Here is a 15,809-nt window from a genome sequence, read left to right on the forward strand (position 1 = left end):
GGCAGCGCCGGCACCGTCGAGGCGGTCCATGTTGGCTTCGGTGGCGTGGCCGGCGTTGGCGCCTTTGATCACCGCTGCACCGGTGTCTTCGTTATCGACTTCATCCCAACTCAGCATCGAAATATTCCTTTCAGATCGGGTTTGACGGCCCTTGGAGCCGCCAAAAAATAAGTAAATTGCAGGCTTCAGGCATTGAAATACTGCGCATAGTGTGGTCGATAAATACCGATACTGCACACTATGTAGTGGTCTGTTCTGTTTGTGGGCACACTATATGGTGTGTGGCTACGATGGTCAACGCGCAAGAGGGCAGTGAATGTCGCAGGCCTGCCAGCCGACCTGATCAATGAGGCGTACGCGTTTCCCTGTGGACGCTGGCTTGCCTGCGAAGGCATCGCCCCGGTGTGCCTGATGAACCCGGGCTTCTGCATCGCCGGCAAGCCAGCTTATACATTCGGACTGAGTAAGGCTTAGGGAGCCCGACTCAACCTCACACACTGATCTTGATCTGCGCGCACAATCCGCCTTCCGGGCGGTTACTCAAGGTCAGCGAGCCACCAATCGCCACCACCAGTTGCTGGGCAATCGCCAGCCCCAGGCCGGTGCCGCCGGTGCCACGGTTGCGCGAGCTTTCGATGCGGTAGAACGGCTGCATCACCTGCACCAGTTCGTCCTCGGCAATGCCGGGGCCGTTATCCAAGACCTTGATCGACAATTCCCCGTTGGCCATCGAGCCCACTTCCAGTTGCGCGGAGCCGGCGAATTTCAGGGCGTTGTCCACCAGGTTCACCAGCACACGCCGCAGAGCGTGGGGGCGGGTATCGAGGACCACCGCGCTTTTGCCGCTGAGGCTGACGTGTTTGTGCATGTCTTGGTAGTCGAACACCAGGCTGTCGAGGAACGCGTCGAGGTTGATGCGGTGGCTGGCTTCGGTCGCACCGTGGACGCTGCGCGCATAGGCCACGCCTTCGCGTACCAGGTGTTCCATCTCGCTCAGGTCGCCCCAGAGTTTGTCGCGGTCGGCGGAGTCGTCCATGAATTCGGCGCGCAGTTTCATGCGGGTGATCGGGGTTTGCAGGTCATGGGAAATGGCCGCCAGGATCTGCATACGTTCCTTGAGGTATTCGGCGATACGTTTTTGCATTTCATTGAACGCGGCGGCGGCATGCGCGACTTCGGTCGGGCCATTCTCGTCGAGCAGCGTGGGATGTGCGTTGGGGTCCAGGGTTTCCACCGCGCGGGCCAGGCGCGTCAGCGGGCGGATGGCCAGGCGCACGGCAAACCAGGTACAGCCGAGCAGCAGTGCCAGTTGCAGCACCAGTACCACCGGCAACCAGTAGGCGACGGGGACCATCGCGGGGCGCACGTCGATGGTGATCGGGCTGCCATCCGCCAGGGTCAGGTGCGCCTGGAAGTGTTTTTGCAGGCCGGGGATGTCGCGCAAGGTCAGCGCGTAGCGTTCACCCAATGCATCAGCAATCGAGGTGGCGGCCATGGGCACAGCGTTGCTGCTCATCGGCTCACCGGTTTCGCCGTCGTCGAGCAGGTAGCGGTAATTCTGCCGGTCGAGACGCGGTAGCCAGCTGGCGCGCTCGTTGGCGGGCAGACGGTCGAGGATCGCCACCGAGGTGGACACATCGTTTTCCAGGTTGCCCAACATGGCGGTGCGCGCGCTGATGTAGCGCTCGTAGAACTGCGCACTGAAAGACAGGCCATGGGCGCAGACCAGGCTGATCAAGAAGATCAGCGACAACTGCGACGCCAGGGTGCGGGGCCAGCCGAGCTTGAAGCTCATTGATCGGCCCCGAGGATTTTCACCGGCAGCGAGAACACATAGCCCTCGCTGCGCACCGTCTTGATATAGGCCGGTTCGCGGGCGTCATCCAGCAGGCGCTGGCGCAGGCGGCTCACCAGCAGGTCGATGGAGCGGTCGTAAAGGTCGGCGTCGCGGCCCTGGGTCAGGTTGAGCAATTGGTCGCGGTTGAGCACGCGTTGGGGGTGGTCGAGGAACACCCGCAACAGGCGGTATTCGGCGCCACTCAGGGCCACCAGGGTGTCGTCCGTGTCGAGCAGGTGGCGTGCGGTGGTGTCCAGGCGCCAACGGCCAAACCGGAGCAAACGACCGGTCTCGCTGATGATCAGGTTCGGCGGCAACATCCGTGTGCGGCGCAGTACCGCGTTGATACGTGCCAGCAGTTCACGGGCGGCGAACGGTTTGACCAGGTAATCGTCAGCGCCCATTTCCAGGCCGATAATGCGGTCGGTTTCATCGTTGCGTGCTGTGAGCATCAGCACTGGCGTGGCCTTGTGCTTGCCCACTCGCAGCTCGCGGCACAGCTGCAAGCCGTCGTCGCCCGGCATCATGATATCCAGCACGATCAAGTCCACCGGGGTGGTGTCGAGGAAGCTGCGCATCTGGCGCCCGTCGGCGACCACAGTGGTGCGCAGGCCGTTTTTCTTCAGGTAGTTGCCTACCAGTTCACGGATCTCCCGGTCGTCATCGACAATCAGGATGTGATCGACATGATCCATGCTGCCACCCTCGTTAAATACTCAGTGCGCGCAGTCTAGCCATTGGCGCCGCCGCTGCCTCGTGCCCTTTGTATTGCAGTGTATCTGGCGATAATGAGATACACGACGAAGCAAAAAAACGCTCAACGAACGTATCGGCCTGCGCTAGAGGGCGCTACCCAGCAGCGCCTCAAACACCTGCTGCACCCGTGGCTCGTCACTGTGGGCCACATTGAAGCGCATCAAGTCGCGGTGCGCCGGGTCATAACCAAACAGCGCGCCCGGCGCCAGCACCATGCCTTGTTTCAATGCCGCCTGGGCCAGCTGCTCGCCGTTGATCCCAGGCGGCAGGTGCGCCCAGATAAACATCCCGCCTTCGTAACCCATGGGTAATTCGCAGCCGCAACGCTTGAGCCATTGCTCGACCCGCCCACCGGCCTCCATCAAGCGCTGCACCATGCGCTTGCGGTGCTTGGCGTAGCTGCCTTCGCTGAGCATGCGGTACACGATCTGCTCGAACAGCTCCGAGGTCACGCCGCCGCTCATCAACTTCATATTGGTCAGGTTGGCCGCCAATTGCGGCGCGGCGACCACGAAGCTGACACGGGCGTTGGCGCTGAGGATCTTGGAGAACCCCGACAAGTAGGTGACTTGGTCCAGGCCGGCGAGGGCAGCCAGGCGCGGCGGTGGGTTGGGGTGCAGGTCGCCGTAGAGATCATCCTCGACGATATGGCAATGGTAGTGCTGGGTCAGTTGCAACAAGCGAAACGCTTGGCCAGGGCTGAAGGAGTGGCCGGTGGGGTTCTGCAGCACGCTGGTGGTGAGGTACAGGCTGGGTCGGTGTTCGGCCAACAGTTGTTCAAGTGCAGTAAAATCAAAACCGTCGGGGCGGCGCTGGATCGTCACGACCTTGACCCCATGCAGGGCCAGGTTGGCGTGGAAGTTGAAGTAGCACGGCGTATCCAGCAGCACGGTGTCGCCGGGGCGCGCCAGCAGGCGCATCAGCATGTCCAGGCCTTGCACGGTGTTGGGGGTGGTGATGATCTGCTCCACCGATACCAACAACCCTTCGCCGTGGAGTTTCTGTTGCAAGGCCTGGCGCAACGGTAATAGCCCGGCCGGTGTGCCCAGCCCGGCGATGCGCAACGAGGGCGCACGCACCACGCTGCGCATGGTTTGGCGAATGGCTTCGCTGTCCAGCCACGCTTCCGGCAAGTGGCCGCCACCGGGGCGCAGGTCGCCATATGCCGTGGCAAGCGGGCGGCGCAGTACGCTGAGCAGGTCCTGAGGCAGTAAATCAACCCAGTTCGCCGTGGCCGGGCGCACGCGGTCTATTGCTACGAAATAGCCACGACCTTGACGGGAGGTCAGCAGATTGCGCCCGCGCAGACGGTCGAGGGCTTCGTTGAGGGTGAATTTGCTCACGCCCAGGGTCTGGGTCAGCTCGCGCACCGACGGTAACTGGCTGCCGGGCGCCCATTCACCGTTTTCGATGGCCTGGCTGAACGCCTCCACAATCTGTTGCACCTTAGAGGTGCCCTCTATAAAGGCAATGGCCGATACGAACATGCAAACTCCTTGTCTTTGCCGGTTATTTTACCGGTGAAGTTCGGGCGAATTAGGCCTCACTTTACCTGCCCTGCGCAACGCCCACTGCCTAGACTGCTGGCTCTCTTCCTCGGGGCCCCGGCCATGACCAGTGCGTTAACCCTCTCTTCGTTTCTCTACTTCCTGCTCTTTTGCGCCACCATGACGTTCAGCCCTGGCCCCATGACCCTGCTGCTGTTGAGCCTGGGCTTGCGCGACGGCCTGCGCCGTTCGATCCCGGCGCAGATCGGTGCCAGTGTGTCGTACCTGATATCGATCCTGATCTTCGCCGTGGGCTTCTCGGAGTTGATCAAGGGCAACCTTGCCATCACCCAGGGCATCCAGATTGTCGGTGTGGCCTACATCCTGTACCTGGCCTACAAACAGTGGACCAGCAGCGGCCCGTCGATCGACCGCGTCGGCGCTGTGGAGGGCTCGCGCAGCCTGTTCGGCAAGGGTTTGCTGACCGGGTTTTCCAACCCCAAGACCCTCATCATGTTCAGCGCAGTGTTCCCGCAGTTCGCCGGGACCGGTGGGCAGGGTTCGACGGTGGACATTGCCATCCTTGGCATGACGTTCCTGGTGCTGCAATTCGCCAGCGGCTGCCTGTATTGCTACTTCGGCCAGCGCATCAAGCATGTGTTGGAAAACCCCAAGCGCCGCGTGGTGTTGCAGCGGGTCACGGCAGTATTGCTGCTGGGCGTGGCGCTGATGCTGGCGCGAGGCTTTTCCCACTGAGGGTTTTGAGCTTATGAAGGGTAGTGGCGATTTGCCGGTGCCCTGATAGACTCCAGGCAATCACTCAGGATTTCATCTCATCATGTCAGCTGCAGAAGGACACGGGCTTCGGCTTGCTTCACGGCTGTACAAATCCCGTACCCTCGGGCTGACGCTAGGCTTTGTGTGCGTGGTGTTCGGGATGTATCCGCTGGACCCCGCATGGTGGGTGTGGGCCTGGATGGTCATCAACGCGTTTGTCTGGCCGCACCTGGCGTTTCAACTGACCTTACGCACCGCCAATGCACTGCGCAGCGAACGACGCCACCTGCTGTTCGATTCGTTTTGCGGTGGGTTCTGGGTCGGCGCCATGCACTTTAATCCACTGCCCAGCGTGACCACGTTGTCGATGATGACCATGAACAACGTGGCCATCGGCGGTCCCCGCTTCATGCTGGCGGGGTGGGTGGCGCAGGCGCTCGGCATCGGCACCTCGTTACTGTTATTCGCCCCCGCTTTTATCGCGGTGACGACCCAAACCCAACTCTATGCCTGCCTGCCGATCCTGATGCTGTATCCGTTGGCATTGGGCTGGATCTGCTATCGCCAGGCGGTGACGCTGGCGCGCCACAAGCGCGAGCTTTTGGCGCTGAGCCGTACTGACAGCCTGTCCGGCCTGCTCAATCATGGCGCCTGGAAGGATCACCTTGAAATCGAATTCCAACGCTGCCGCCGAGGTTTCTCAGGCGGCGCCATCGCGTTGATCGATATCGACCACTTCAAGACCATCAACGACACCTACGGCCATGTCACCGGTGATATCGTCCTGCGCCAATTGAGCAAAGTCCTGCGCCAGAACCTGCGCGCCACCGACCTGGCCGGGCGTTACGGTGGTGACGAATTCTGCGTGATCCTGCCGGACATGCCGCTCAACCGCGCCACCGAAGTGATGGACGCGTTGCGCGATCGCTTCAACGCCCTGGCCTACGCCCAGGACCCGACCTTACGTGCCAGTTTGAGCATCGGCCTGGCGCCGTATCAGCCGACCCATGCCGACTCCACAAGCTGGTTGAACGACGCCGACCAGGCGTTGTACGAGGCCAAGAGCAGCGGGCGCAACCGCGTCAGCTCCACGCAGGGGAGTTGGTTGCGATCGGTCTAGTGGGGTAGGGTGTGGCGGCACCCTCCCACAAAAAACAAGGATCGGTTCATGCACTTCAACTTCCCGCGTACTCTCCTGGCCGCCACCCTGGCCTTGTCCTTCGCCGTGCCGGCCTACAGCGCCGAACCCCATAAACAGATCCAGGCGCAGTCCGAACAGTACAAGGCCGAAGCCCTGAAATTGCTGGAACGCCTGGTGAACATTGACTCGGGTTCGGGTTATGAGCCGGGCCTGACCCAAGTGCGCGACATCGCTGTTGATGAACTGAAACAACTGGGCTTCAGCATCGAGTTGGTACCGGATAAAGCGGCCAATAACAGTCATGTGGTTGCCACGCTCAAGGGCACCGGCAAAGCCAAGATCCTGCTGATGGCCCACATGGACACCGTATTCAAGGAAGGCTCGGCCGCCGAGCGACCGTTCCACATCAAGGACGGCCGCGCCTATGGCCCCGGCGTAATGGATGACAAGGGCGGCATCGTCGCCGGCATCTACGCGCTCAAAGTCCTCAAGGACCAAGGCTTCAAGGACTACGCACAAATCACCTTCCTGCTCGACGCCAGTGAAGAAACGGGCTCCGACGCCGCTTCTGAACTGATTCGCCAAACCGCCAAGGCCCACGACGTTACCCTCAACCTCGAACCCGGCCGCCCAGCCGACGGCCTGGTGGTCTGGCGCAAAGGCAGCGCCACTGCCTTGGTAGAAGTCAAAGGCAAAGCCGCCCACGCCGGCGTCGCCCCGGAACTGGGCCGCAACGCTGCCATGGAGGTTGCGCACCAGATCCTGCAACTGGGCAAGCTGGGCGATGAAGAGAAGAAAACCACCATCAACTTTACCGTGCTCAAGGCGGGCGACCGTACCAACGTGATTCCTGACCAAGCTACCGCCAAGGCTGACGTGCGTGCGGCGTTGCCGGAAGAGTTTGATCGCATCGAGAAGGACTTGGCGCGGGTGTCGGCGAACAAGCTGATCCCGGACACGGAAGTGAAGACCACCCTGCAACGCGGCTTACCACCGATGCCGCAGACGCCGGAGTCGGACAAGTTGGTGGCGATTGCCCAGGGGATTTATGGGGAGTTGGGCAAGAAGCTGACGATTGAAGGCAGTGGTGGGGCGGCGGATGCGAGTTTGTCGGCTGGGGTTGGGACGCCGACGTTGGATGGGTTTGGGATTGTCGGGGGGGGTATTCATACGGCGGAGGAGTATGCGGAGGTGGAGAGCGTGGCGCCGCGGGTTTATTTGTTGAGTCGGATGATTATGGAGCTTTCGAAGCGGTGATCTCTGCTGATTGAGGTTCTCTTGTAGTGAGCAGGCTTGCCCTGCGCTGGGCTGCGAAGCAGCCCCAAAACAGCCAATGCCTATTTAACTGAAAATACCCATTGTCTGTACTGGGGCCGCTTCGCGGCCCAGCGCGAGCAAGCTCGCTCGCCACAGGAGGGCGGTGTGGCCTTGAAGATTGGAGTTACCTGTTAATTGGTATTTGAGGATGGCTTTTTCGAGAGCGTCTTCATGACCTCGTTGGCTAACCGATAGGTATCGCCATTAAATATAACTATCTTTATTGGCTTTATGCCGAGATTACGCAGTTATGGTCGTCCAAATGTATCAAGAACGTTAGCTCGCTATCTGTCACCCAAAACGGATAACCGGTTGTTTCCCCTAAAATATCTGCAAGATCATGCGAGTTGTTGATTTTCCATGCTCTATAGTCAGTGTCGAAGACCATTAGTGTCAGATCTGTCTTTTTTATACGGTCCTTTATTTCTCGCCAGAAATTTGGGTTGTGTTCGCTACTTATGTTGTTGAACTCCATAGGATCTAATAGGGTGTTTTCGAATTTGAAAAACTTTTTAGTTAAAGCGCTTATTAGTTTGTTGATGTCTTCCGCGGTTAGCTTCCTGTGTGCGATTTTCAGCGCAATGACTGCTTCGTCTATTTCTGCTTCCAGATAATTCATCAACGTACTCCTATTTTTGAGCGGCTAACTGGAAGCACTTTGAGCAGTATGTGCCCTCTTACTGCTCCTCCATCGATTCTTTTTCCGTGAGTCTGATAGCCAATATGTGGTGACTGCGGACCTTGTTTACTAGGGACTAGCGTAGGGTCATCTATATTCACTTCTGCGCCTTTCTTTGGGCCTTTCTCAACCCTCCATTCGGTTGGAAAAGATTTTCCGTATTTGTCCTTTCCCCACTTTGTCACGCTGTAGTCATCCTTTGGTATACCTGTTCTGCGAAAGGCCTCATCCAAACCTTTATGCATTTGCTCATGACCATTGCCATTTTGATTGCGCCAGTCTAGATCGACACCAGCATTTAATTCCCATTCTTTTTTTGCACTCTGTTGAGGGCAATTCGTAGGCGTACACGCTAGTCCTAGTGGGTCGACCCACCCGGTAGGGTTATGCACGTACTGGTACGCATTGATCCCACCCGCCAATTTCACCGGATCGGGCGTCAGGTAACGACCAATATCCGGATTGTAGTAGCGGTGGCGGTTGTAGTGCAGCCCGCTTTCCGAGTCGAAGTACTGGCCTTGGAAGCGCAGCGGGTTGTCGACTTTTCCTATGTCGAGGCGGGTGATTTCGCCGTAGGCGCGGTAATGCGCGGACCAGACGATTTCGCCATCCGGGGCGGTGAGTTCCTGTGGGGTGCCGAGGTGGTCGAGTTGATAGTGGTAGGGCTTGGTTTCTTTTGGGCCGAAACCTTCCAGTAGCACCAGTGGGCGAAAGCTGTCGGGTTCGTAGAGGTAGCTGCGGTGGTGATCCGCGTGGTGTTCGGCGATGAGTTTGTCGCCTTGCCAGAAGAACTCGGTGGTTATGCCGTCAACGGTTTTGCTGATGCGGCGGCCAAACGGGTCGTAGCGGTAGCTGGCGGTTTGGCCGTTGGGTTGGGTGAGGCCGATCAGGCGGTGCTGGCAGTCGTAGCGGTATTCGGTGACGAGTTGCTGGCCTTTGCCTCGGCGTTCACGGATCAAATTGCCGAAGGCGTCGTAGTCGTAGTGGCGGTCGCCTTGGATCATCAGGCGGTTGCCGGCGACGATGTCCGGGCCGGGGCGGTCTTGCATGAGCAGGTTGCCGGCCGGGTCGTGGCCGAAGCGTTCCTGCTCGCCTTGGGAGTGATCGGCTCGGGTCAGGCGGGCGAGGGGATCGTAGTGGTAGTGGTGTTCGCCTTTGCGGGTGTCGAGCAGGTGCGTGAGGTTGCCGGCTTTGTCGTAGTCGTATTGGCGTTGGTAAAGGTAGTGTTCCTGTTGGGTAACGGCGTGGGCGTGCAGGCGTTGCTGATCGTCGTAGTGGTAATGGCTGATCAGTTGGCCTTGCTGGCGTTGGTGTTCCTGGCCGGCTTTGAACAGGTGCGAGGTGAGGGTTTCACCGTTCAAGTCGACAGTGGTCAGATGGCCGCCTTTGTCGTGGTTGAAGGTGAGGCGGTTGTTGTCGGGCAGGCGTAGCTTTTGAAGTTGGCCGCAGGCGTCGTAGCCATAGCGCAAGGTGCCCCAGCCCTGGTGTTCGGCAGTGAGGCGGTTTTGCGGGTCGTATTCGTAGGCCAGCGCCCAGTGGCCGTCGTCGACGCTTAGGAGGTTGCCTTGGCGGTCGTAGGCGTAATCGACGATGTTGCCGTCGGGCAGGGTTTTTCTTACAAGTCGTCCGGCATGGTCGCGCTCGTAGCGGGTGACTAGCTGACTGCCATCGTCGCCGTGTTCGGTCTTTTCTTGCAGGTTGCCGTTGAGGTCATAGACGTAAGCGGTGCGCTGGCCGTCAAACCCGGTTTCCTGTTGGATCAGGCCGTTGCTGTGGTACTGGAGCCGGTAGGTTTCACCGACTTCGTTTTCGATTTCGGTCAGCAACAACCGCACGTTGTCGTAACGGTATTTGACCTGGGTGCCGTCGGCATTGATGCGGCGGCTAATTAGATGCAGGCCATCGGCATATTCGTAACGGGTGACGTGCCCCAGTTCATCGCGTTCGGAGGTGATTTTTCCGTAAGCGTTGTAGGTATATTTACGCGTGTCACCACTCGGCAAGACGATTTGGACTAATCGCCCAACGTTGTTCCACTCGAATTGTGTGAGCGCGCCGTGCTCATCTTCTTGGGTGGTTCTCCGCCCAAGGTCGTCATAGCGATAGCGCTTGATTCCGCCATTCGGTAGCAGCTCTTCAAGCAGTTGTCCGCGTTCATTCCACACCAGCCGCTGACAGCTGTGATCGGGATACCAAACCTGCGTCAGTTGTCCCTGTTTGTTGTAGCTGTAGTCCGTGGAATTACCGTCTGGATCGGTCCTGCGCGTTACGTCGCCCTGGTCATTGCGCTCATATTTCCAAACCGCCAGACCCCGCCTTACAACCCGTACGAACCCATTCTCATGCTCGTAGGAAGTCGGCTCATCATCCCCCGGAAACAACGCCACCAAGCGCCCAGCTTCGTCATACTGATACGCCGTCACCGCCCCCAGCGGATCCTGCTCAACCGTCAGCCGGCCTTTGTTATCGTAGGATTTGAAATGCTCAGCACCATCCGGATCCACCCGCTGCACCAGCCGCGCCCGCTGGTCATGCACGTAGACTTCCTGGCTGCCATCGGCGTTATGAACCGTGACCTGCCCGTCGTCATCCCAGACATACCGCGTGTCCATCTGCGAAAAGCTCGCCCAATGCCGGACACACCGCGCCGCCTTGCCAGACCTTTCCCACGCCCAAAAGAAACTCGCCCCACCGGCCAGTCCGCGCTCAAGAATGACGTGCTGTTCGTCGTACCGATAAACCTCACTTTCACCTACAGCATTGGTCGCTGAAACCAACCGCCCGACATCGTCATAGGCGTAGGAAACAACGTTCTGCTCTGTCACCCAGACAAACGGACCGTCATCCACAGCCCGCTCAACCTGGTAATCCACCGCAACAATGCGGCCCGACGCGTAGCGCAAAAACAACGAGCGCCCCACACCGTTATCCAGCCGCTCGATCTGCCCCAGGTAGTTACGGAAAATGCGCAGCCGGTTGTCATATGCATCGCTGATCGCTGTCAGCACACCGTCGCGGAAATGGTAGAAACGTGACCCTTGAGACAGCACTAACTCATCAGGCAACGACCCCAGGTAGATCGCCGCTTCGGCCAGGCTGTTGGTGATCGCGGGTCGAGAAACAGACGGCAAGGGCAGGGTAGTCGAGCGATTCTCATGATCCGTCCAAACGACCGAATCACCAGAAACACTAAGTCGATGCGCCAGCGAGTGACTCCAGCCAAACCCCAACCCGCAATCCACTTCCACCGCACTGGTGCGGTACAACCGGGTCCATTCAAACGGCAAGATCCCATCGAGCGCACCATCGGTCAGCGTCAGCAATTCCTCCCCGGTAACCATCGATACCGGGCAGCCATTGGTCGCGGTCTTATCCGCAGAAGCCGTCGCATCCCCCGCCGGATTTTTCGAACCAACAGGCACATCGTCCACAGGCTCCTGCCGCACCAACACCGTCCGCTGGGCCTTGTCCCGAACCATCGGCACCGGATTGGAAACCACCTGATCCCCAGCCTTCAACGGCACATCCGGAATCACCTTGATCGGCGTCCCGGCGCCCCCCAGTAACAACGGCTTGGCCGCTTCAACATGCTGTTCCAACCGCGGCCCGACAAGCTGATCAGCCAGCATCTCCAGCCATTTGCGCACCCGGCCGGACTTGATATGGCCTAACACCTGCGTACCCAGGCGCACGGTGATACCCATGGCACCCGCTACCCTCACCAGCAGCAGCGTGATCAACACCTCGCCGGTAATTTCCCCCATCACTTCGTTCATTTCTTGCGGCGGCAACATCCGTATCCAACTGGATATCGCCGACAGGTAGATGAACATCAGAGGCTCATCGCTGACCACCAGCAAACCACGGGCAAGGGTGTCTTTGCCTAGTTTCAGCAGTTCATCAAGTTCGGTCTGGGAGACGTATTGCAGCCACTTCTCACTGTTGGCCCGGATATCCGCCAGCAGGTCGTACAGTTGTGTGAAATTGTCCCAAAGGCTGTAAAGCGCCTTACCCATTCCCTGAAGAAACGCCTTCTCCAGCATCCTGCGCTGATCAAGCGGGTTGGCGTCCGTGTAGTCTTTCCACTGGGCTTCGAAAGTGCTTTTCCACTCGTTGCGCAGGCGAACTTCCAACGCATCAATCACCGCCTGATAAGACGCATACAGCGCCCTGACGTGGTCTTTGGAAACATTGGGATAAAAGCTGACCCGATACTGCTGGTTACGCTCGCACTCGTCGATTTCGAGAATGCCGCTCGGGCCGATGGTCTTGTGAACAGGCTCGCCCAGTGGGCCGCCGTTGGGATCGACGCGTTGCAGCATCACCGGCGTGTTGCCGATGGGCACGAATCGCGTGCTTTGAAACATGTGCACCAGGGTTAACGTGCCGTTGGCCTGGCAGGTAGCGGTGGTGGTACTGGGATAAAGAGAACGGTTGATCGGCGCGACCAACGCTACCTCATCCCCAACCTTGAACACCTGCTCGATATCCAGCGCGGAAAAGCTCCAGAAGCTTTCCGCCCAGTCATCAAACGTGTTCAGGCATTCACGGAAATCGAGAAAGACGGCCTCGACATCGACCGTCTTCACATCCATTGGCGTCAGGGCCAGCCTGCCAATGGCCGGGTTCAAGAAACAGCTCCAACAACAGAAAAGTCCATCTGCAATCCCTCGCACTGTGTATTCAGGCGAGGGACTTTGCAGACCTTTTCAGCGGAGGGGAGTAGAGCTTATCCGGCGGTTATGTGGGAAGTTTCGACAGCTTTCGTCTTCTCTCGCCCAAGCACCAAACTGCACAGCGCCGGCAAAAACAACAGCGTCAACACCGTCCCCACCAACACTCCGCCAATCAGCACAAAGGCCAGGGACGACCAGAACACCGACAACGTCAGCGGAATAAACGCCAACGCCGCCGCCAATGCGGTCAAAATCACCGGCCTGGCGCGGCGCACCGTGGCTTCGATGATCGCCTCGCGAATCGGCATGCCGTGGTCCTGGTTCTGACGGATCTGGTCGGTAAAAATCAGCGTGTTACGCATCAGGATCCCGCCAATCCCGATCAAACCCAGGATCGCGTTGAACCCGAACGGCTGGTTGAACAGCAGCAAGGTCGGCACCGCACCGATCAATCCCAGCGGCGCGGTAGCGAAGACCATGAACATCACGCCGAATGAGCGCACCTGAAACATGATCACCGTGAGGGTCAGCAAAATCATGATCGGGAACAGCGCAGCCAGGGCGACGTTGGCCTTGGCGCTTTCTTCGACCGGGCCGCCGATGTCGATCTGGTAACCGGCGGGCAATTTCGCGATCAGCGGTTGCAGGTCTTTGTAGACGGCCATTTCCACGTCGGGCGGTTGCACGCCGTCGATGATGTCGGCGCGTACTTCCACGGTGGTCGCGCGGTCGCGGCGCTTTAGGATCGGTTCTTCCATCACCGCCTGGAAATGCCCGACCTGGGCCAGCGGTACCGAGGTGCCGGCGCTGTTGGTCAGGGTCATGTTGTTGAGGTTGCCGAGGTTCTCGCGCTGGCTGCCCTGGGCGCGCGCAACCACGGACACCGTGCGGTTGCCTTCGCGCACTTCGGTGATGGGGTTGCCGCTGAGCAAGGCATTGAGCTGGGATTTGACCTCGTTGGGGGTGAAGCCGAGCAGGCGCAGGCGGTCCTGATCCAGTACCAGGCGATAGCCGCTGGTGCGCTCGCCCCAATCAAGGAAGGCGTCCTTGGTCATCTTGTTAGCTGCGACGACCTTGCGCACGTCTTCGGACACGCCGCGCAGTACGTCCAGATTCGGACCTGAAACACGGAACACCACCGGGAACGGGACGGGCGGGCCGAACAGCAGTTGCGTCACGCGGACCCGCGCCGAGGGAAACTCACCGGCGGCAATTCGCTCGCGCATGCGCACTTTCAATGCGTCGCGGGCATGAGAGTCCGGGGTCTGAACGATCAGTTTGGCAAACGCCGGATCGGGTAACTCGGGGTTCAGCGACAGGAAAAAGCGTGGCGCACCGCCGCCGACATAGGTATCTACCATTGTGGTTTGCGGCTCTTGCAGCAGCGCTTTTTCCAACTGTGCGGCCACCGCCTCGGTGCTTTTGAAGGCACTGCCGGGCGGCATGTACACCTCGAGGATCAGCTCGGAACGGTCGGAGTTGGGGAAAAACTGCTTCTTCACCACACCCATGCCCAGCCCGCACAGCACAAACGCGGCCACCACCAATCCGGTTACCAGCCAGCGCTGACGCACGCAGGCTTCGACCAAACCCCGTAGTTTCTGGTAATAGCGTCCGGCGTAAATCGCGTCGTGGCCGCCGGGCACCGGTTTGATCTGCGGCAGCAGCTTTACGCCCAGATACGGCGTGAACACCACCGCCACCAACCAGGACGAAATCAACGCAAAGCCGACGATCCAGAAGATATTGCCGGCATATTCCCCGGCACCCGAGCGCGCAAAACCCACCGGCAGGAAGCCAATAATCGTGACCAACGTCCCGGTCAGCATCGGTGCGGCCGTAGAGCTCCAGGCAAAAGTAGCGGCATGAATGCGGTCGAAGCCTTCCTCAAGCTTCACCACCATCATCTCGATGGCGATGATCGCGTCATCCACCAGCAAACCCAGGGAAATGATCAGTGCGCCCAGGGTGATGCGGTCGAATTCGCGCCCGGTGAGCAGCATGATCACAAACACCACCGACAAGGTCAGCGGCACCGCTGCCGCCACCACCAGGCCCACCCGAAAGCCCAGTGCCAACAGACTGATCAGCATCACCACCGCCAGGGCGACGAAGAATTTCAGCATGAATTCATTGACTGCCAGGCTGATGTTTTTTGCCTGGTCCGAGACTTTGGCGAAATTCACGCCCAAGGGCAGGTCGGCCTGGATTTTGGCCTCCTGGGCCTTAAGGCTTTTGTCCAGTTCCAGGCCGTTCCAGTGCTTCTCCATGATCACGCCGAGCATCAACGCCGGGTCGCCCTGGTGGCGAATGCGGTAGCTGGGCGGGTCTTCATAGCCACGGCTGACGGTGGCCACATCGGCGATGCGCAACACGCGGCCATTGACTTCCAGCGGTACGTTTTCGATCAGCGACAGGCTGTCGAAAGCCCCGTCGATACGAATATACGCGCGGGCGCCGGCGGTCTCGACAAAGCCCGAGGGCGCTACCGCGTTCTGCGCGGCGAGGGCGGCAAAGATCTGGTCCGGCTTGATGCCCAGGGTCGCCAGGCGCTCATAGGAAAACTCGACAAACACCCGCTGCGCTTGCTCGCCGAGGATATTGACCTTCTTCACCCCCGGCAGGTTAAGGAAGCCCTGGCGCAGTTCTTCGGCCATCTGCACTTGTTGCCGATGCGGCAAATGCTCGGCCTCCAGGGCATACAACGCGAAGTACACATCGGAATATTCGTCGTTGAAGAACGGCCCGATCACGCCGTTGGGCAATCGCGCCGCTTCATCGCTGAGCTTTTTGCGGGTCTGGTAGAACAGGTCCGGGACGTCGCTGGGGCGCGCGGATTCCTTATAGGTCATGCGCATCGATACAAAGCCCGGTTGGGCGATGGTCTCGACACGGTCGTAGTAGTCCAGTTCCTGCAAGCGTTTTTCCAGGCGGTCGGCCACCTGTTCCTGCATTTCCTGCGCCGTCGCGCCGGGCCAGGCGGCGGTGATGGTCATCACCTTGACCGTGAACAACGGGTCTTCGGCGCGTCCCAGCTTGCCGAACGAGAAGACCCCGGCCGCAAGGATCGCAATGATCAAAAACAGCGTGACCGCGCGGTGTTTGACCGCCAGTTCGGAGAGGTTGATGCCGCGCATAC

General features: G+C 59.4%; 9 protein-coding genes. 3 read left to right on the forward strand and 6 right to left on the reverse strand.

The genetic code is table 11. The annotated features are described in order from the left end of the window. Positions 1-490: 490 nt before the first annotated feature. From JBO08_RS05475 to JBO08_RS05485, 3 genes are all read right to left on the reverse strand, one after another. Positions 491-1,795: an ATP-binding protein gene (locus JBO08_RS05475; RefSeq protein ID WP_065876406.1), complete on the reverse strand. Its 1,305-nt coding sequence runs from the start codon at positions 1,793-1,795 to the stop codon at positions 491-493. Next, on the reverse strand, positions 1,792-2,532 hold the full coding sequence (locus JBO08_RS05480; RefSeq protein ID WP_065876405.1) for a response regulator: 741 nt from the start codon (positions 2,530-2,532) through the stop codon (positions 1,792-1,794). Before JBO08_RS05480 ends, JBO08_RS05475 begins: the two co-directional genes overlap by 4 nt. A gap of 144 nt (positions 2,533-2,676) precedes the next feature. After that, entirely contained in the window at positions 2,677-4,080 is a 1,404-nt protein-coding gene (locus tag JBO08_RS05485; RefSeq protein ID WP_220074353.1) for a PLP-dependent aminotransferase family protein, read from the reverse strand. Positions 4,081-4,203: 123 nt separating this feature from the next. On the opposite strand from JBO08_RS05485, the gene JBO08_RS05490 reads away from it, so the two are divergent. The 3 genes from JBO08_RS05490 (at position 4,204) to JBO08_RS05500 (ending at position 7,255) form a co-directional block, all read left to right on the forward strand. Then, entirely contained in the window at positions 4,204-4,836 is a 633-nt protein-coding gene (locus JBO08_RS05490) for a LysE family translocator (RefSeq protein WP_065876403.1), read from the forward strand. An 82-nt stretch (positions 4,837-4,918) separates the two neighbouring features. After that, positions 4,919-5,977 (forward strand): diguanylate cyclase, encoded by a 1,059-nt coding sequence (locus tag JBO08_RS05495; protein WP_065876402.1) that lies wholly within the window; start codon positions 4,919-4,921, stop codon positions 5,975-5,977. A gap of 48 nt (positions 5,978-6,025) precedes the next feature. Next, positions 6,026-7,255, forward strand: a complete 1,230-nt coding sequence (locus tag JBO08_RS05500; protein ID WP_220074352.1) for a M20/M25/M40 family metallo-hydrolase — start codon at positions 6,026-6,028, stop codon at positions 7,253-7,255. 289 nt (positions 7,256-7,544) lie between these two features. Here the strand turns inward: JBO08_RS05500 and JBO08_RS05505 are convergent, their stop codons facing one another. The 3 genes from JBO08_RS05505 to JBO08_RS05515 form a co-directional block, all read right to left on the reverse strand. After that, positions 7,545-7,934 carry a hypothetical protein gene (locus tag JBO08_RS05505; protein ID WP_065890848.1) on the reverse strand — a complete coding sequence of 130 codons (390 nt, stop codon included), beginning with the start codon at positions 7,932-7,934 and terminating at the stop codon, positions 7,545-7,547. Further along, the gene (locus tag JBO08_RS05510) at positions 7,934-12,589 is read right to left on the reverse strand and encodes an RHS repeat-associated core domain-containing protein (protein WP_258407214.1); all 4,656 of its coding nucleotides are present in this window, start codon (positions 12,587-12,589) and stop codon (positions 7,934-7,936) included. Before JBO08_RS05510 ends, JBO08_RS05505 begins: the two co-directional genes overlap by 1 nt. Positions 12,590-12,723: 134 nt before the next feature. Further along, complete coding sequence (locus tag JBO08_RS05515) at positions 12,724-15,807, reverse strand: efflux RND transporter permease subunit (RefSeq protein ID WP_065873236.1); 3,084 nt, start codon at positions 15,805-15,807, stop codon at positions 12,724-12,726. Positions 15,808-15,809: the final 2 nt, after the last annotated feature.

Source organism: Pseudomonas sp. LAP_36 (assembly GCF_019456785.1).
GTDB classification, from domain to species: Bacteria; Pseudomonadota; Gammaproteobacteria; order Pseudomonadales; family Pseudomonadaceae; genus Aquipseudomonas; species Aquipseudomonas tritici.